At 68.2% G+C, this 16,921-nt stretch carries 18 protein-coding genes; 6 read left to right on the top strand and 12 right to left on the bottom strand.

Going from position 1 to position 16,921, the window contains the following annotated elements; translation table 11 throughout:
* Positions 1-18: 18 nt before the first annotated feature.
* Entirely contained in the window at positions 19-819 is an 801-nt protein-coding gene (locus MRBLWH12_RS14815) for a MerR family transcriptional regulator (RefSeq protein ID WP_363550253.1), read from the top strand.
* 188 nt (positions 820-1,007) lie between these two features.
* On the opposite strand, the gene MRBLWH12_RS14810 is transcribed toward MRBLWH12_RS14815, so the two are convergent.
* Entirely contained in the window at positions 1,008-1,625 is a 618-nt protein-coding gene (locus MRBLWH12_RS14810; RefSeq protein WP_363550250.1) for a hypothetical protein, read from the bottom strand.
* Between the two features lie 294 nt (positions 1,626-1,919).
* Between MRBLWH12_RS14810 and MRBLWH12_RS14805 the strand changes: the two genes are divergently transcribed.
* Complete coding sequence (locus MRBLWH12_RS14805) at positions 1,920-2,465, top strand: hypothetical protein (RefSeq protein ID WP_363550248.1); 546 nt, start codon at positions 1,920-1,922, stop codon at positions 2,463-2,465.
* A gap of 4 nt (positions 2,466-2,469) precedes the next feature.
* Here MRBLWH12_RS14805 and MRBLWH12_RS14800 read toward each other — a convergent pair whose 3' ends face one another.
* The 7 genes from MRBLWH12_RS14800 to MRBLWH12_RS14770 all read right to left on the bottom strand — a co-directional run bounded on the left by MRBLWH12_RS14800 (position 2,470) and on the right by MRBLWH12_RS14770 (position 10,758).
* The gene (locus MRBLWH12_RS14800; protein ID WP_363550245.1) at positions 2,470-5,016 is read right to left on the bottom strand and encodes a LuxR C-terminal-related transcriptional regulator; all 2,547 of its coding nucleotides are present in this window, start codon (positions 5,014-5,016) and stop codon (positions 2,470-2,472) included.
* A 74-nt stretch (positions 5,017-5,090) separates the two neighbouring features.
* Complete coding sequence (locus MRBLWH12_RS14795; RefSeq protein ID WP_341976544.1) at positions 5,091-5,867, bottom strand: DeoR/GlpR family DNA-binding transcription regulator; 777 nt, start codon at positions 5,865-5,867, stop codon at positions 5,091-5,093.
* 34 nt (positions 5,868-5,901) lie between these two features.
* Entirely contained in the window at positions 5,902-6,756 is an 855-nt protein-coding gene (locus tag MRBLWH12_RS14790) for a class II fructose-bisphosphate aldolase (RefSeq protein ID WP_363550242.1), read from the bottom strand.
* The gene (locus MRBLWH12_RS14785; protein WP_363550240.1) at positions 6,753-7,778 is read right to left on the bottom strand and encodes a 1-phosphofructokinase family hexose kinase; all 1,026 of its coding nucleotides are present in this window, start codon (positions 7,776-7,778) and stop codon (positions 6,753-6,755) included. Before MRBLWH12_RS14785 ends, MRBLWH12_RS14790 begins: the two co-directional genes overlap by 4 nt.
* On the bottom strand, positions 7,775-8,764 hold the full coding sequence (locus MRBLWH12_RS14780; protein ID WP_363550238.1) for an ROK family protein: 990 nt from the start codon (positions 8,762-8,764) through the stop codon (positions 7,775-7,777). The genes MRBLWH12_RS14785 and MRBLWH12_RS14780 overlap by 4 nt, the downstream gene beginning before the upstream one ends.
* Positions 8,765-8,775: 11 nt before the next feature.
* Entirely contained in the window at positions 8,776-9,672 is an 897-nt protein-coding gene (locus MRBLWH12_RS14775; RefSeq protein WP_363550235.1) for an SIS domain-containing protein, read from the bottom strand.
* 108 nt (positions 9,673-9,780) lie between these two features.
* A complete protein-coding gene (locus MRBLWH12_RS14770) occupies positions 9,781-10,758 on the bottom strand; it encodes an N-acetylglucosamine kinase (RefSeq protein WP_363550232.1) in 978 nt (325 codons plus the stop codon).
* A gap of 184 nt (positions 10,759-10,942) precedes the next feature.
* Between MRBLWH12_RS14770 and MRBLWH12_RS14765 the strand changes: the two genes are divergently transcribed.
* From MRBLWH12_RS14765 to MRBLWH12_RS14750, 4 genes are read left to right on the top strand one after another with little or no spacing between them, the layout of a single operon-like run.
* On the top strand, positions 10,943-11,692 hold the full coding sequence (locus MRBLWH12_RS14765; RefSeq protein ID WP_363550229.1) for an SIS domain-containing protein: 750 nt from the start codon (positions 10,943-10,945) through the stop codon (positions 11,690-11,692).
* A gap of 49 nt (positions 11,693-11,741) precedes the next feature.
* Positions 11,742-13,157 carry an N-acetylglucosamine/diacetylchitobiose ABC transporter substrate-binding protein gene (ngcE, locus tag MRBLWH12_RS14760; protein WP_341976551.1) on the top strand — a complete coding sequence of 472 codons (1,416 nt, stop codon included), beginning with the start codon at positions 11,742-11,744 and terminating at the stop codon, positions 13,155-13,157.
* Entirely contained in the window at positions 13,154-14,173 is a 1,020-nt protein-coding gene (locus tag MRBLWH12_RS14755) for a carbohydrate ABC transporter permease (protein ID WP_363550226.1), read from the top strand. Before ngcE ends, MRBLWH12_RS14755 begins: the two co-directional genes overlap by 4 nt.
* Positions 14,170-15,084 carry a carbohydrate ABC transporter permease gene (locus MRBLWH12_RS14750; RefSeq protein ID WP_341976553.1) on the top strand — a complete coding sequence of 305 codons (915 nt, stop codon included), beginning with the start codon at positions 14,170-14,172 and terminating at the stop codon, positions 15,082-15,084. The genes MRBLWH12_RS14755 and MRBLWH12_RS14750 overlap by 4 nt, the downstream gene beginning before the upstream one ends.
* A 52-nt stretch (positions 15,085-15,136) precedes the next feature.
* Here the strand turns inward: MRBLWH12_RS14750 and MRBLWH12_RS14745 are convergent, their stop codons facing one another.
* The 4 genes from MRBLWH12_RS14745 to MRBLWH12_RS14730 all read right to left on the bottom strand — a co-directional run bounded on the left by MRBLWH12_RS14745 (position 15,137) and on the right by MRBLWH12_RS14730 (position 16,918).
* A complete protein-coding gene (locus MRBLWH12_RS14745; RefSeq protein WP_363550223.1) occupies positions 15,137-15,706 on the bottom strand; it encodes a dihydrofolate reductase family protein in 570 nt (189 codons plus the stop codon).
* Positions 15,706-16,179 (bottom strand): SRPBCC family protein, encoded by a 474-nt coding sequence (locus tag MRBLWH12_RS14740; RefSeq protein ID WP_363550220.1) that lies wholly within the window; start codon positions 16,177-16,179, stop codon positions 15,706-15,708. Before MRBLWH12_RS14740 ends, MRBLWH12_RS14745 begins: the two co-directional genes overlap by 1 nt.
* The gene (locus tag MRBLWH12_RS14735; protein WP_363550217.1) at positions 16,172-16,510 is read right to left on the bottom strand and encodes an ArsR/SmtB family transcription factor; all 339 of its coding nucleotides are present in this window, start codon (positions 16,508-16,510) and stop codon (positions 16,172-16,174) included. Before MRBLWH12_RS14735 ends, MRBLWH12_RS14740 begins: the two co-directional genes overlap by 8 nt.
* Positions 16,511-16,618: 108 nt before the next feature.
* Complete coding sequence (locus tag MRBLWH12_RS14730) at positions 16,619-16,918, bottom strand: chorismate mutase (RefSeq protein WP_341976557.1); 300 nt, start codon at positions 16,916-16,918, stop codon at positions 16,619-16,621.
* Between the last annotated feature and the right edge of the window lie 3 nt (positions 16,919-16,921).

The raw sequence follows: 16,921 nt of genomic DNA, 5'->3' as shown, positions 1-16,921 counted from the left end.
AGACGGGAGAACTGAGACATGTTGTCAATCGGAGCCTTCGCGCAGATCGGACAGGTGACCCACCGGATGCTCCGGCACTGGGACACCGCCGGCCTGCTCGTTCCGGTCCATGTCGACGAGTTCACCGGCTACCGCTCTTACGACCCCTCGCAGCTGGAAAGACTGCACCGGATCGTCGCGCTGCGTCACCTGGGCTTCGGCCTCGACGACATCGCGCTGATCCTCGAGCAGGGGATCGACGCCGACCGGATCGCGGTGCTGCTGCGCGTCCGTCAGGCGGAGGTCGAGGAGGAGCACAGGGTCGCCGCGAACCGGCTCATCGACGTGGAACGCAGGCTCCACCTCATCGAGAAGGAGAAACGCATGTCACCCATCGAGATCATCGAGAAGCCGCTGCCCGCAGTGCAGCTCGCCGCGCACACGGCATCCGTCCCGCAGGCCGAGGTCGGAGACGCGGTCGGCCCGCTGTTCGCAAGCATCGAGGACGTGCTCGGCGACGAGTATGGAGCACTGTCGACCCCGATCGCCCAGTACCGGCTCACCGAGGACGGCATGGAGATCACCGCCGGATACGCGTACAACGGCGACCGTCGCGCGGACTTCGAGTTCGTTGATCTGCCTGCGGTCGAGGTCGCGATCTGCGGCGTGCACCTCGGCTCCATGGACGGCATCCGGGAGAGCTGGGATGCCGTGCACTCCGAGATCCTCGCGCGCGGCTACGTGCCCAACGGCCCGTGCCGCGAGCTCTATGTGCGCGCGGTGTCGGAGGACCAATCCGACTGGGTCACCGAACTGCAGCAACCCGTCGCGCGGCCCTGACCCGGCATCCGCATTCCGGTGCGACCTGCAGGACCGATGCACACCTGCAGGACGACACGCCATCGGATGCTCCGACAACTGTGACATCGTCCTGCAGAACGCACCGTCCCGCCGGCGCGCAGCCCGTTTGTGAAAGAAGGAACCCCCGATGACTCGGGGGTTCCTTCCTGGGGTGAGGCCTGTGCGGTTTACGGCACGCGCGAGCCTGAGGTCTTCTCGCTCAGGAACTCCGAGGAGAGCGAGGTGTTCACGTAAGTCGGGGTCAGCGCACCGCCCGCAGACGGGTAGAGCCAGACGACGGGCAGCGGGACGAGGTTCGCCGCTCCGTTGAGGATGCCGACGTAGGTGTACTGCACCGATCCGCTTGCGGTCTCCGCGGGGGCGGGGCCGACCCGGACCCAGCCGTTGAGGGTGCGCTCTTCGAGCCGGTAGCTCGTCGGGTCGGCGACGCCGTTGCCTGCGCCCCACTGGACCGTCACGGTCACCACGCCGGAGCGGAAAGCGCCTGCGGGCTGCGCGTCGCCGGTGTCAGGGTTGAAGGACTCGAAGCCGACGTTCTGCCCCGTGTTGACCTGCACGCGGTTCGGCTGCGTCAGCGTCCAGGTCTGCAGCGACGTGCCGCCCTGCCACACGGAGAGACCGCCACCGGGCGCCGGCTGCGGCTCCGGCGGAGTGACGCTGGCCGCGGCGAGCGGCGTCGCGACGGCCACCGCGATCACCGGCACCGACCATGCCGCCGCCTTGATCAGGGTTCGTCGGGTCGGCTTGGAGATCGAAGTGGATGCAGAGGGGTAGTGATCGTTCACGTGTGGCTTTCTTGTTCAGGGCGAGGCATCAGGGCGTGTCCTCACGGGAAACGGCACGACAGGAGCCGGCCCAAGAGCCGCGCGACGTTCTGCGCGCAGCTCGCGGACTGCGATGACGTGTCGTGCTCACGTTCGGGCACGGCGTCGTGTCGCCATCGACATCGGGGATCTGCCACGGCATGGCAGACGACCGACCGGGCGCGATGAGCCTATGGCGGACGGGATCGCCGCTCCTGGCCCCCTCGTTTTCTTCACCCCGGACCTTCACCCCGCACGCCGCCGTAAGCTCGACGGGTGTCCGCCGCCCCTCGTCCCGCCCTCGCGGCATCCACGCCGACGAGGGCACTTCTCGTCTCGGCAGCTCTCGCCGCGGTGCAGACCGGCATCTTCTTGGCGCTGCTTCCGGTGATGGCCGCCGCGGCTCCGGCGGCGCCTCCCCTCTATGCCGTTCTCGCCTCGGCGAACACGGCACTGCCTCTGCTCGCCCGCATCGTGACCCGCGCCGCCGGTACGGCGACGATCACCGCGGGAATCACAGCGATCATGATCGTCGCCTTCTCACCCATCGGTTTGCTGTCAGCGATACCGCTGCTGACAGCCGGCATCGTCTTCGATCTCGTGACGTGGAAGGGGCCGGTGACGACGCTCCGCCTCACCGTCGGCGCCGCCGCCGTGGCAGTGGCTCTTTTCGGGATCTCGTTGGCGGCGTTCTCGCCCGAGCACCTCACGCCCTTCGTGCTGACGGCGACCCTGGCCGGAAGACTGATCGGCGAAAGCGTGGTCGCCGTGCTCGTGAGCACGATTGCGCGGATGCTGCGAAGGGCCGGCGTCGGCCGCTAGGCGCTCAGCCGTCGCTGTCGAGGAGTCGCAGTTCGTGGCTCCGGGAGATCGCCGAGGCCCGATCCGGCACGTCGAGCTTCCGGTAGAGGCTGCGCAGTTGCGTCTTGATCGTGTTCACCGAGACTCCGAGCTCATCGGCGATACCCGGAAGCGGTTCGCTGGAATGCAGCGCTCGGAGAACCACGCGCTCGCGCCCCGAGAGACGGGGACGCCGACGTCTCGGCGGAAAGATGCTCGACTCGGGCGCGATCCCGCCTTCGCGCTTTCCGAGCAACTCCCGGACAACCATCAGGTCGCTCGGCGGAAGATGCGTGAGCGGTGTGCGAAGCCGTCGGTCGGCGAGCACGGCGTCGAGCACGCGAAGGGGCCGGGATGCCGCGCCGACTCCCGCTGTCTTGATCGTCGCCGCCACGGTGATGGCCGCGGCCTCGGCGCGCAGCCGCGCGTTCGGTGCCACGGAATCCGTACGCGAGAGCAGATGCAGAGCATCGAACGGGCGACCGTCCGTCAGCGCGATGCGGGCCGCCAGCACGACGCGCTCGAAGCCGTCGCCGGCAGCATCCTGTTCCAGGATCTGCTTCGCACGGGGGTCGGAGCCGCGTGCGAGATGCAGGTGGACGCGGGAGGCAGCCAATCGCTGCCGCGCCACCGTTCGCGACGCCTCCTTCCCTCGTGCGGCGACCAGCGACTCCAGCCGTTCGAGCCCGGCCTCGGGCGCATGCGCCTCCAGGAGCACCCGCGTCTCGACCGATGCTATGACCAGCCAATGCTCGCTGGTCTCGCGGTGCGGATCGAAAGCGCTCACGTGTGCCGACGCCGCCGCGACATCTCCGCCTTCGAGAGCGAGAAGCGCTTCGGCGACGCGGTAGAAGGTGCCCTGGTAGCCGTCCAGGAGCGGCGCGGCCCAGTCGCCCTCGCGGATGAGTCCCGCGTAGTGCTCCGCCTCGGGCATGTTCCCGTCGAGTGCGTGCGCGCCGGCGAGCAGGGCGACACTGTGGAAAGCGCTCGGCGAGTTCCGTGCGGACGCGAGAGCAGCGGCGAACGCCCACGCCTCAATCGCGGACCGTCCGTGCCCCGCGTAGAAAAGGCAGAGCCCCAGCTGCGTGCAGACCCGTGGGATCGCGTTCCGGTAGGGCTCCCAGTCGCTCTCGGGCATCTCAGTGAGAAGCCGCAGCGCCCGCACGGCGACCTCGCTGGAGCGTCGGTTCCACCCGACGAGCCGGAGAGCGACGCTCTGCGCGGTCCAGATGTACAGGCGCTCCAAGGTGGAAACCGCGCGGCGCGGCGAGTCCGCTGACGCGATCGCGGTCCGTAGCAGCTGCAGCCCCCGCAGGCGCCTCACCTTGGTGCCCAGGTAACAGATCGCCAGCAGCATCACGAGCAGAGGCTGGTCCTTGAGTCGCGCCGTGGGCAACGACCCCAGCGTGTCGATCACTGCTCGACCATGCCGTTCGAGCAGTTCGTACCAGCCGACGAGCACGACGTGGGCCGCCAGCGCGAGGTCGTCCGCATCGATGGCGAGACGCAGCGCATCGAGAGGGGCACCTCGTCGTAGTGCCTCCCGCGCCGCCGTCGAGCGCAGCTCCGGCAATTCCGTCGAGAACGAACGGCGCTTCTCGTGCTGCAGGAACGACCGCAGTGGAGGCGTGAAGGAGAACAGACCGGCATCGGACCAGGTGCCGAACCCGAGGGAGGCTGCCTCATCGAGAATCGCCTCGCCGCGAGGATCGCTGCTGAGCACCACGGACGTGCCGTGATCGATGGCGTCGGCGGTACTCATCCGCGCCAGTGCGGCCAGGAATCCGTCGCCACGAGCGGCATCCTCGAACTGCAGATGGAGATAGTCGTCCACGACAGCCATCGCGGCGGTGGAGAACGCGATCCGCTGCTTCGGGCGGTGCGACTCGGCGATCGCTCGGAGCGCCACCGGTAGTCCGCCGGTCGCACGATGCAGACGTTCAGCCGCGCCGTGGTCCACCTCGAGGAAACGCGCGACCTCCCCGAGATCGAACATCAGCTCCTTCGGACCGATGATCGTCCTGTCGACATACAGAGCCGCAGCGGGGCTCTCGAAGAACGTCACTCGATCGACGGCGATGACGAGCCTGATGTGCGGTGCGTGCACGACGGCTCTCACGAGCTCCTGCGCATCGCGCGACGAGATCCCGCCGGCGTCGTCGAGGACGATCACACAGGTGGGCGCGTTCGCCAGTACCTCGGAGAGGGCGGGCCAGGTTCTTGCCTCGGTGTCGGCGGCGTCGGCGTCGACACCGGCGTCGCCCGAGCGGATGCCGGCACCAGCCATCTGCCGCGAGATGCGCGCGGCCAGATCCGAGGCGCCCGTGTCGCGGGCGCGTGCACGAATCCACACGGCGTCACCGTCACGGTGCCGGTCCCACGCGGCGATGGCAGTGGCCTTGCCTGCGCCGTGCACCGCACGAACGACGGTGAGCTGTGCCGGCGTGTCGAAGAGCGCGTGAATCCTCGGCCGATCCAGCGCGGCTGCCGAGAGATGCGGCCTGCCCCCGCCTTCCAGCACGTCGATCGTCACGATCGCCCCCTTCCCCGAACCCCGTAGCCAGAGTATTGCCATCCCTGGGTACCGCGGCGTTCTGCGGCGAGCGGCTACTCCGCGAGCAGCACCTCGTAGCCGGCGGCGCGCAGCGCCGCGACCTCCGCCGCATCCGCTCCGACATCCGTGATCACGGTGGGGAACAGGTCAGCCCCGCCGACCGCCGTGAAGGCCGTGATGCCGAGTTTGCTGCCGTCGGTGACGACCACGGCGCGGCGCGCGCGCTCGGCCATCAGCCGGTTCACCGCGGCTTCGCGCTCGTCCTGCGTGGTCGCTCCGCCCTCGGCATCCAGCCCGTTGACCCCGATGAACGCGATATCGAGCCGCACTCCGCGCAGCAGCTGCTCGACGAACGGGCCGACGAGTTCGTAGCTTCGCGAGTGGATGACGCCGCCGGTGACGACGACCTTGATGTCGGGACGGGTGGCGAGCTGAGCGGCGATGTTCACCGCGTTCGTCACCACGGTGATGCCGCGGACCGCAAGGTCGTCTCTCGCGGCGAGCGCTGCGGCGATCGCGGTGGTGGTCGTGCCCCCGGACAGGCCGACCACGGTGCCTGGCGCGACGAGAGCGGCCGCGGCCTGGGCGATGCTCTCCTTCTCATGTGTGCGCAAGTGGCTCTTGTACCGGATCGGCAGCTCGTAGGCGACGGTCTGCGCCACCGCTCCGCCATGCGTGCGGGTGAGCAGGCGCTGCTCGGCGAGGCTGTCGAGGTCGCGTCGCGTCGTCGCCGGAGAGGCCCCGAACTGCTCGACGAGGTCGTCCACCGTGACCTCGCCGGCGACCGCCAGCAGGTCGAGGATGCCGTTCAGGCGGGCTGCCCGCTTCATGCCGACGCTCCACGGAACGGGTGCGCAGCGCGGGTCATGAGCGCACCGCCACGTCTTGCAGCGCGAACAGCTGCAGCATCCGGCTCGCCTCTGCCGCCAAGGCGTCCCGCGCGGGTGCGAGGTACTTGCGCGAGTCGACGAGACGCTCATCGGCCGAGAGCCGTTCTCTGACCGCCCTGGTGAAGAAACCGTTCAGGTGCGTCGACACGTTGATCTTCGTCATTCCGGCGCGCACGGCGTCGGCGATCACGGCATCCGCGACCCCGGAGGAACCGTGCAGCACCAGGGGCACCGCCAACGCGGCATGCAATCGCGCGATGAGCTCGAGGTCGAGAGAGGCCGTCCTCGCCGTCATCGCGTGCGAGGAGCCGACCGCCACGGCGAGGGCATCCACGCCGGTGGCCGCGACGAACGCGCGGGCCTCGTCCGGGTCGGTGCGCACACCCGGTGCATGCGCGCCGTCCTTGCCGCCGACCTCGCCCAGTTCACCCTCGATGTAGACGCCGGCGGCATGCGCTCGCTCGGCGACCGCGGCGGTCAGGGCGACGTTGTCGTCGTACGGCAGGGCTCCGCCGTCGAACATCACCGACCCGAAGCCGAGGGCGATCGCCTCGTCGACGAGCTCGGGCCGCTCTGCATGGTCGAGATGCACCGCCACCGGAGTCGTGGCTCGGCGCGCGACAGCGAGCGTCGCCAGTGCGATCGGCTCGAGTCCGCCGTGATAGTCGGCGCAGTTCTGCGAGATCTGCAGGATCACCGGCAGCTGCGATCGCTCCGATGCCCGCACCAGCCCCTCCGCGGTCTCGAGATGGATGACGTTGAACGCGCCGATCCCGGTGCCGGCGGCGGATGCGGCGGCGATGAGGTCGCGGGCGCTGGCAAGAGTCATTCGGGGTCCTTCGGGTCGTAGTCGTGCGAGGGAGACGCGGGCTCGGCAGGCAGTGGACGGATCTCGACCGCGCGCTCCAGGTCGGGCCAGCTGCTGTGGATCTCGCCGGCGAGCGGCATCAGCACGGCCGCCGCCGACCACGCCGTCGCCCGGCGGAGGATCTGCTCGGGGTCGTCCACTCCTGCATCCAGCAGCACCGCACACGCGGCGACGGCTGCGTCGCCGGCTCCGGTCGGATTGCCCGCGAGCGATGCGGGGAGGCGAGCGTGGAGGATATGCAGCGTACCGAGAGGATCAACGCGTTTCGTCTCGCTTCGCTCGCTCAACGACCGGGGGGCGGCCGCGCTGATCGCCAGCATCCCGTCGGCTCCTCGAGACAGCAGCACCAGGGATGCTCCGCGATCCAGCAGCACCCTGGCGCCCTCGATCGGGTCGTCGAGGCCGGTGGCCTCGGCGAGTTCGGCGGCATTGGGCTTGAGGACGGATGCTCCGGCATCCGCTGCCTGTAGCAGGGCAGGGCCGGAGGTATCGACGATGACCGGAACGCCGGCATCGCGGCCGATTCCGATCAGGAGGGGCAGCAGAGTGTCAGGGGCACCGGGCGGGAGGCTGCCCGAGATCACGAGCACCCCGGCACCAGGCAGCCCGTCGGCGACCTCGCCGACGAGCATCGCCCACTCGGCGTCCGTGGGGTTGATTCCGCGCTCGTTGACGACCGTCGTGTCGCCGAGACTCTCGTCCACGAGCGCGATACTGCGCCTGGTGGAGCCGGCGACCGGCACCAGCCGATGCGGAACGCCACTCGCCTGCAGCTCGGCCGCGAACTCCTCGCCGGTGCGCCCGCCGACGGTGGTGATCGCTCGCGCACCGGCGCCCTGCGCATGCGCGACCCTGGCGACGTTGAGGCCCTTGCCGCCGGCGCGGGCCACTGCGGCATCCGCACGGTGCGTCTCGGCTACCCGGATGCTGTCGAGGTGCCAGGTGAGATCGAGCGCCGGGTTCGGTGTGACTGTGAGGATCATGCGATCTCCCGCGCGCGGAGGGCGGCTCCGAGGATGCCGGCGTTGCCGGAGAGTTCGGCCGGTACCAGTTCGGGGATGCGATGGAAACTGAGACGCGCGGCGAGACGGGCCCGCAGTTCGTCGAACAGCGCGCCCCCGGCCCGGGAAAGGCCTCCGCCGATCACGACCGCTTCCGGTGCGACGACCGCCGTGATCTGCGCGAGCGACATCGTGAGGGCATCCAACGCGGAACTCCAGATCTCGGCGGCGACCTCATCACCGGCCGCCGCGCGCGCGATGACGTCCTTCGCACCGTCCGGCGTGACGCCGGTGGCTTCCCGGTAGCGCCGCGCGATGGCACCGGCCGACGCGACCGCCTCCAGGCAGCCGCGCGCACCGCATGCGCACAGCGGCCCGTCGGCGATCGGCGAATGCCCGATCTCGCCCGCATAACCGCCGGCGGTGTACGGCACTCCGCCCACGAGCAGCGCACCGGCGATCCCGGTGCCGATGACGAGCACGACCGAGTTCTGGTACGCACGCGCTCCGCCGAGCCGGTGCTCGGCCCAGCTGGCGGCGCGCACATCGTGATCGAACGCGACCGGGAGTCCGAGCCGCGCTGCGGCCAGGTCACGCAGCGGTGAATCATGCCAGCCGAGATTGCTCGCGAAGACGCCGAGCCCGGCATCCGCATCGACGATGCCCGGAACGACCAGCCCCGCCGCCTGCGGCACCACATTCGGATACGCGGCGCGCAGCTCGGCCGCGAGCACGCCGAGTCGCTCGATCAGAACCTCGGTGCGGTCGCCCCGAGCCACCGGGGTCGGAGTGCGCCGCAGACCCCACGCGGTGCCGTCGGCGTCGAACAGCGCCGACTTGATGTCGGTGCCGCCCACGTCGAAGGCCAGCACGGGGGCGCCGGCGCCGAGCGAACGCACCTCGGCGAGGGTCTCGCCGGAGGCGTCGCGCTCGACGTCCGGCACCGCCGCATCCTCAGGCGTGGCCATCACCGATCCGTTCAGGCGTCCAGGATGACGGAACGGCTGAGGTTCCGCGGCTGGTCGGGGTCGAGGCCGCGGGCGACGGCGCGATCGAGTGCGACCCGGTGCAGCCGAACGAGGTCGGCCATCGGGTCGATCGAACTCTGCTCGAAGCGCGCGCCGGTGGCTTCGACCTGCGCGGCGAGACCCTCAGGCGCCTCTCCGAACTGCCAGGTCACACGGCCGGGCGCGGCGATCGCGATCGGACCGTGGCGGTACTCCATCGAGGGGTACGACTCGGTCCAGGACTGCGAGGATTCGCGCATCTTCAGCGCGGCCTCGTGCGCGAGACCGACGGTCCAGCCACGGCCGAGGAACGAGTACTGCTCGGCATCGAGGAGCGCGGCGTCATCCGTCGAATCCAGAACGGCGCGAGCGTCGGCGATCGCCTGACTGAGGTCTTCTCCGAGCGAGGCGCGGAAGAGAGCCAGCGCGGTGGTCGCGAACCGCGTCTGCACGACCGACTTCTCGTCGGCGAACGGCAGCAGCACGGCGTCGTCGACGAGCGAGACGAGCGGCGACTCCGGATCTCCGATCACGCCGATCGTCCGGACGCGTCCTCGGAGGCCTTCGACGAGCTCGAGCACCTCGGTCGTCGTGCCGGAGCGGGTGAGCGCGACGACGGCGTCGTAGCCGCGGTCGACGAACGACTCGGATGCCGCGAACGCATCGGTCTCGCCGAAGCCGGCGGTCTCGCGCAGCACGGCGTAGGACTGCGCCATGAACCAGGAGGTGCCGCATCCGACGACCGCGACGCGTGCGCCCTTGGCGGGAAGGGCTTGCTGCCCCTCACGCAGATCGGCGGCCTGCGCCCACATATCGGGCTGCGAAGTGAGCTCTTCACGCATGTGTGCGCCAGGCAGGGAATCGGTCATCGATGGGACCCTTTCATCAAAGATGCATATTTGTGATTGTTTTAAGCCGGTTTCGATCATAGAGTATCGCTCGATGAGAACAACATGGGGTTCGAGATTCGCCGGGCGTCACCGAAAGCGGGCGAGCGTCGCGGTGAGCGTCGCGAGCGTTTCGTCCGTCGTCGGCACCCCGCCGGCGCGCAGCGCGAGCACGCCCGCTCCGATGACCCCGTCGACGACCGGACGCAGATCCAGGCCGACCGCGGCAGCTCCGAGGCGCCTCATGAAAGCATCCCGCACCGCTCCAGGGCGCGACAGCACGCCACCTCCCGCGACGAGCGGCCCCGGTCCGGTCAGGACGGCGATCAGCGAGTCGGCGAGATGCTCGCCCGCCCGGCGCAGGATGCGCTCGGCCACCGGATCACCTTCGGTCGCGAACGCGAGCGGCGCCAGCGAGGCGAGCTCGATCGGCGGCCGGGCGTACAGCGCGTCGACGATCCGCTCCAGCATGACCGAGCGGCCGTCGCCGCGCGTGGGCTCCGAGGGGATGCCGAGATGATCGAGCACCCCGCGCGTCAGCGCCGTCTCCGGTCCCGTGGCGTCGAGATCCTGCACTACGGCCCTGGCGACGCGGCGCCCGATCCAGAAGCCGCTGCCGCGGTCGCCGAGCAGCCAGCCCAGACCGTCGCTCGCCACGTCGATCCGACCGCCCGAGATGCGGATGACGCTCGCCCCGGTGCCGGACACGATCGCGTACCCGAACTCCTCCGCAGTCCCGCTGAAGTACGTCGCCAGCAGGTCGGACTCGAAGGCGAGCCGTCCGGTGAAGCCGGCAGCGGTCAGCCGGTCGCGAAGCCGGTCCGCCCCGGCACCGGACGCCCGCTGTCCGGCCATGGCCGCGGTGATCACGGCGATGTCGCCCACCGCACAGCCGGCCGACGCGACCGCCCCCTGAACGGCCTCCAGCACGCCGTCCGCCGCCCGCTCAGGACCCGCAGAGATCGGGTTGCCGCGCCCGCCGACGCCGTAGCCGAGACACGCCCCGCCGGCGTTCGTCAGCACCGCCCTGGTCGACGTTCCACCGGCGTCCACGCCCAACATCAACATGTCGTGACCCATTTGTTATGCGTCCTAACTTGACCTTGATGCGCCGTGAGCATAGCTTCAACCCAAGGGAAATCCCGGGGTCGGATTCTGGAGGCAATGGTGCCACGCAGCATGGGCCTCGGCAATGGCGAGGCCGGCAACCCGACGACCTGTCAGTGAAGCAGTTCCAGCAAGGAGACCCGCGATGACCGATGCGTCAGACCTGTTCCGCGAGGCGCAGACCCGACTCGCGGAGCTGACCGCTCGAGCCGAATCCGGTGCCTTCGACGGTGCGATCGGACTGCTGGTCGGCGCTCTCGACGGCGGCGGCGTCATCCACGCCTTCGGCACCGGACACTCCGAAGCCTTCGCGATGGAGATCTCCGGGCGCGCAGGCGGACTCATCCCGACCAACCGCTTCGCGCTCCGCGACATCGTGATGCACGGAGATCGCGACGTCGAGGTGCTCACCGGCGCGTTGGAGCGCGAACCGTGGGTCGTCGACGAGCTCATGGCAACCGTCCCGGTAGGCGAGAACGACATCTTCGTGATCGCCTCGAACTCCGGCGTGAACGGATCCATCGTCGGCGCAGCGCTGTGGGCGAAAGAGCACGGGCACAGCGTGATCGCGGTGACCAGCCTGGAGCACACCGCACGCGTGCAGCCGAAGCATCCGTCCGGCACGCGTCTCAGCGAGGTCGCCGACATCGTCATCGACAACCTCGCCCCCTACGGCGACACGACTCTCGAGGTCGCCGACGGCATCGGAGCCGGCGCGATCTCGTCGATCACCGCCGCATACATCGCTCAGCTGCTCACGCTCGGGGTGGCGCGCACGATCGCCGACCGCGGCGAGACGCCCCCGATGTACATCTCCGCCAACATTCCCGGCGGCGACGACCACAACTCAGTCCTCGAAGACCGCTACCGCGGCCGCATCCGACGGGGCGCCTGAGCGCACCCGACACACCCTCACCGATCACACCACAACGAAAGGTACGAAGATGGAACTCAACAACCAGTCCATCAGCCGCCGCAACCTGCTGCGCGGTGCAGCCGCGACGGCGCTGCTGCTGCCCTTTGGCATGTCCCTCGCATCCTGCGCCGCACCCGGCGGCGGCGGAAGCACCGGACCCAAGGGCGAGGTGACATCCGACAACCCGTTCGGTGTCGCAGCCAACACGACCGTCGACGCGGTCATCTTCAACGGCGGCTACGGCGTCGACTACGTCGAGAACGCCGCGAAGCTGATGGAGAAGAGCAAGGGCCTCGACGGCGTCACCGTCAAGGTCTCGCCCTCGACCAAGATCGCCACCGAACTGCAGCCGCGCTTCGTCGGCGGCAACCCGCCGGACCTCATCGACAACTCCGGCGCGAACTCGATCGGCTGGAACACGATCATCGACCAGCTCGAAGACCTCACCTCGGTGATCGACTCCGAGAACCTCGAGGGCGAGAAGATCCGCGACACGCTGTACGGCGGCGTCGAGGCTCCCGGTACGTTCGACGGCAAGTTCGTCGCACTGAACTACGTCATGACCGTGTACGGCCTGTGGTACTCGTCGAGCCTGTTCGAGGAGAACGGCTGGAAGGTGCCGACGAGCTGGCAGGACCTCAAGGCTCTCGGCGAGGCCGCAAAGGCACAGGGCAAGTTCCTGTTCCTCTGGGGCAAGGAAGCGGCGACCTACTACCAGACGATGGTCGTCGACTCGGCCGTCATCCAGGGTGGCGACGACGTGCGCCTGCCGCTCGAGAACCTCGAAGAGGGATGCTGGTCCAACCCGGTCATCCAGGACATCCTGACGATCTTCCACGACCTGATCGCGTCGGGTTACGTGAAGCCGGGCGGTTCGGGCACGCAGTTCACCGAGGCGCAGGCGCAGTGGAGCAACAAGCAGGAGGCGCTGCTGTACCCGTCGGGCTCGTGGATCGAGAACGAGATGAAGTCGCAGACGAAGGAGGGCTTCGCGATGAAGGGCCTCGCTGAGCTGCCCCTCAACACCAGCCAGACGACCCCGGCCGGCACGATGCGCGCCGAGGCCGGCGAGCCGTTCGTCGTTCCGACCAAGGCGAAGAACCCGGCCGGTGGCAAGGAGCTGCTGCGCACGATGCTCTCGAAGGAGTCGGCGACCGCCTTCGCGAAGGAGAAGCTCGCTCCGACGATCGTCAAGGGCACCGTTCCCGAAGACGGCTTCGGCTCGACCGCACTCGTGTCGCAGTCGGAACTGCTGGCGACCGCCGGTGAGAACGTCTTCACCATCAAGTCGTTCAACCTGTACGGCATGAACAGCGACCAGCTGCCGATCTGGAACTCGTTCCTCGACGGCAAGATGACGGTCGCTGAGATCACGCAGCAGCTGCAGGCCCTCACCGACAAGGTCCGCGACGACGACTCGGTCAACAAGATCGAGATCAAGTGACCTCACTTCCCGGTCTTGACTCGGCGACGAACACCGCCGCAGTCATCACTCCCAAGACGGGGCGGCGCAAGCCGCCCCGTCTTGGGCAGCGCCCGCTGACCTTCGATTACGTCTCCTTCCTGCTGGTGTTCCTCGTCCTGCCGGTGGCGATCTTCCTGATCTTCGTGATCTCGCCGTTCGTGCAGGCCGTGTATTACTCGATGACGAACTGGACCGGCTTCTCGCCGGAGATGGACTTCGTCGGGCTCAAGAACTTCGGTCGACTCTTCTCCGACTCGACGTTCCTCCAGGCCATGGGCAACAACATCCTTCTGGCGATCGCCGTGCCGCTGATCACCCTGTCGATCGCGCTCGTCTTCGCGAGCATGATCACGGTCGGCGGCCCGAGCAGCGGTCAGGTTCGCGGCCTCGGCGGATCGAGTTTCTACCGCGTCGTCTCGTTCTTCCCGTACGTCATCCCCGCGATCGTGATCGGCATCCTCTGGGCGCTGATCTACTCGCCGGAGGGGCTGCTCAACGGCATCCTCGATGCCGCCGGACTGGACGTGAAGGGCTTCGCCTGGCTCGGTGACGAACGCACCGCGATGGGCGCTTCCATCTTCGTGATCGTCTGGGGCATGGTCGGCTTCTACATGGTGCTGTTCATCGCCGCGATCAAGGGCATCCCTGCCGAGACCTATGAGGCCGCCCGCATCGACGGTGCCGGCCGATTCCGCACGACGATCTCGATCACCCTCCCGCTGATCCGCGACAACGTGCAGACCGCGTACATCTATATCGGCATCATGGCACTCGACGCGTTCGTCTACATGGCGGCCCTGAACGCCACCGGCGGCCCCGGTAACACCACCCTCGTGATGTCGCAGTACCTGTACCGCACCGCATTCGAGAAGAGCCAGTTCGGCCTGGCGAGCGCCATGGGCGTCGTGCTCGCGGTGATCACGCTGCTGTTCGCCGCGCTCGTGTTCCTGGTCAACAGACTCACCGGCGGCAAAGACGATGGGGGACGCATATGAGCGACAAGACGCAGACCCTGATCTCGATCGATCCGAAGCGCGCCCGCAAGAATCCGGTTCTGGTCCGCAAGACCAGGACGACGACCGGCGACAAGGTCGTCGGCACCATCTCGCACATCGTGCTGGCCATCTGGTCGATCGTGGTGATCCTGCCGCTGCTGTGGACGCTGTTCAGCTCGTTCAAGTCCACCTCGGAGATCTTCGAATCGCCGTTCACGCTGCCGTCGTCGTGGGACTTCACGAACTACATCAACGCCTGGACGAAGCACAACTTCGGCCAGATGTTCCTGAACACGATCATCGTGGTCGGCGTCTCGCTGGTCCTGGTGATGCTGCTCGGCGCGATGTGCGCCTACGTGCTCGCGCGGTTCTCGGTGCCCGGCAGCAGGGTGATCTACTACCTGATGCTCGCGGGCCTCACCTTCCCGGTGTTCCTCGCGATCGTTCCGCTGTTCTTCGTCCTGCAGGGGATCGGATTGCTCGGCACCCTGCCGGGTCTGATCATCACCTATGTGGCGTTCGCCCTGCCGTTCACGGTGTTCTTCCTCTACTCGTTCTTCAAGTCGTTGCCGTACGAGATCCAGGAAGCCGCCTATGTCGACGGCGCGAGCGAATGGCGCACCTTCTTCCAGGTGATGCTTCCGATGGCCAAGCCCGGCCTGGCCGCGGTCGGCATCCTGAACTTCCTCGGCCTGTGGAATCAGTTCCTGCTGCCCGTCGCGTTGAACCCGAACTCATCGCAGTACGTGCTGTCGCAGGGAATGGCGGCGTTCGCGTCGGCCGCAGGGTACGAGGTCGACCAGGGCGCTCTGTTCGCCGCGGTGATCATCACGATCGTGCCGGTGCTCCTGGTGTACATCTTCTTCCAGCGTCAGCTGCAGGGATCGGTGTCGCAGGGCACCTCGAAGTAGCCTCACGCTGAAGGCCCCGGAACGCCGTTGCGTTCCGGGGCCTTCAGCATTCTCAGGCGGATGCCACGACCCGGTAGGTCATTCCGACATGACCGCTCGGGTGCGAGACGACACGGACCAGGTCGAGTCGACGCTGGCCGAGCGACGTCGGCGTGAACGAGCGCCCCTCGCCGATGAGCACCGGTACGACGCGGAGGCGCAGCTCATCGATCAGACCCGCCTCGAACAGCGCGTCGGCGAGCTCGAGGCTGCCCCAGACGACGATCCGGCCGTACCGCTTCTTGAGATCGGCGACTGCACGTGTGGCGTCACCTCGGAGAATCTCGATCGCCCCGTCGCCCCAGGGCGCCTCGGTGAGCGTGTTCGAGATGACGAACTTCGGCAGGCGGTTGATCGGCTCTGCGACGACCTCGACCTCGGGGTCGGCCGTCGGCCAGTACCCCGCGAACATCCGGTAGGTGTTCGCGCCCAGCAGGATCGCGTCGACGCCCTGAAGGAACGCGAGCTGGTCGTCGTCATTGGCGTTGCCGACATCGGCGGCATCCATGAAGCCGATGCCGCCGTCGGGTTCTGCGGCGTATCCGTCGACGCTCACGATCTGCTCGACCGTGAGGAGGCCCATCAGGATGCCTCCCCGCCGAGATGCTCGACGAGGATGTCGAACGCCGAGTCCCAGCCGTCGTAGACGAACTCATCGCCGGGTGCACCGTCGAAACCCTGCAGATGGAACGTCATCAGCGTCTCATCGCCGGCATCGCCGTGCGTCGCGAAGTCGACGGTGATGACCGGGGCGGATTCGTCAGGATCGCCCTGAGATCCCCAGGTGAAGACGAGCCGCTCCGGCGGCGTGATCTCGCGGTACACCCCGGTGGTGGGATATTCCGTGCCGTCCGGCGCGATCATCGTGTAGCGGTACCGGCCGCCTGGCCGCGCGTCGATCTCGACGCTCTCCCGGGGGAGATTCACACCTCGCGGATGCCACCAGAAGATGGCCTCGTCGGGATCGGTCCAGGCGCGCCACACCAGGTCGCGGGGCGCGTCGAAGACACGGGTGATGGTGAACTGCTTCTGGCTCGTCGCCGTCTGGTCAGGCATCGGTCGTTCCTTTCAGCTCCTGGAGTCGCTCACTGAGCACGTCGAAGCGCGCGTTCCACTCGGCACGGTGCCGCTCGACCCAGGCCGCGGCCTCGTCGAGGGGTTCCGTGCGGAGCGTGCACCGTCGCCATTGCGCGTCGACGGTCCGCTCGACGAGACCGGCGCGCTCGAGCACCTTGAGGTGCTGCGAGATCGCGGGGCGGCTCATCGCGAACGGCTCGGCCAGTTCTCCGACGGTCGTCGAGCCGCTGCTGAGGCGCGAGATCATCGCACGCCTGGTCGGATCGGCGAGTGCCTGGAAGACGAGGCTGAGTTCGTCCGCTGCATCCATGTAAGCAAATCCTTAATTAGTGGATGGCTTAACTATGCGCGCGTGCGAGGGCGCCGTCAAGCCTTCCGTGCGGCATCGGTGATATCCGCCGAGCGCAGCGGACCCTCGTCAGCGGCCTTCGGCCGCCTCGGTGTGATGGCGGATGACCTCGGCCACGACGAAGTTGAACCACTTCTCGGCGAACTCGGGGTCGAGGTGAGCCTCTTCGGCGAGCGCCCGAAGGCGGGCTGTCTGCTGCTCTTCGCGCCGCGGGTCGGATGCCGGCATCTCATGCTCGGCCTTGAGGTGCCCGACCTGCTGGGTGGCGCGGAAACGCTCGGCCAGCATGAAGATGAGGGCGGCATCGATGTTGTCGATCGTGGCACGCAGCCGTAGCAGTTCTTCCCGGGGGTCCATGGCTGCTGTCATGCC

The sequence above is a fragment of the Microbacterium sp. LWH12-1.2 genome (genome assembly GCF_040675825.1).
GTDB lineage: Bacteria > Actinomycetota > Actinomycetes > Actinomycetales > Microbacteriaceae > Microbacterium.
Note: the sequence above shows the minus strand (reverse complement) of the source record. Positions and strands in the feature narration are given on the sequence as shown.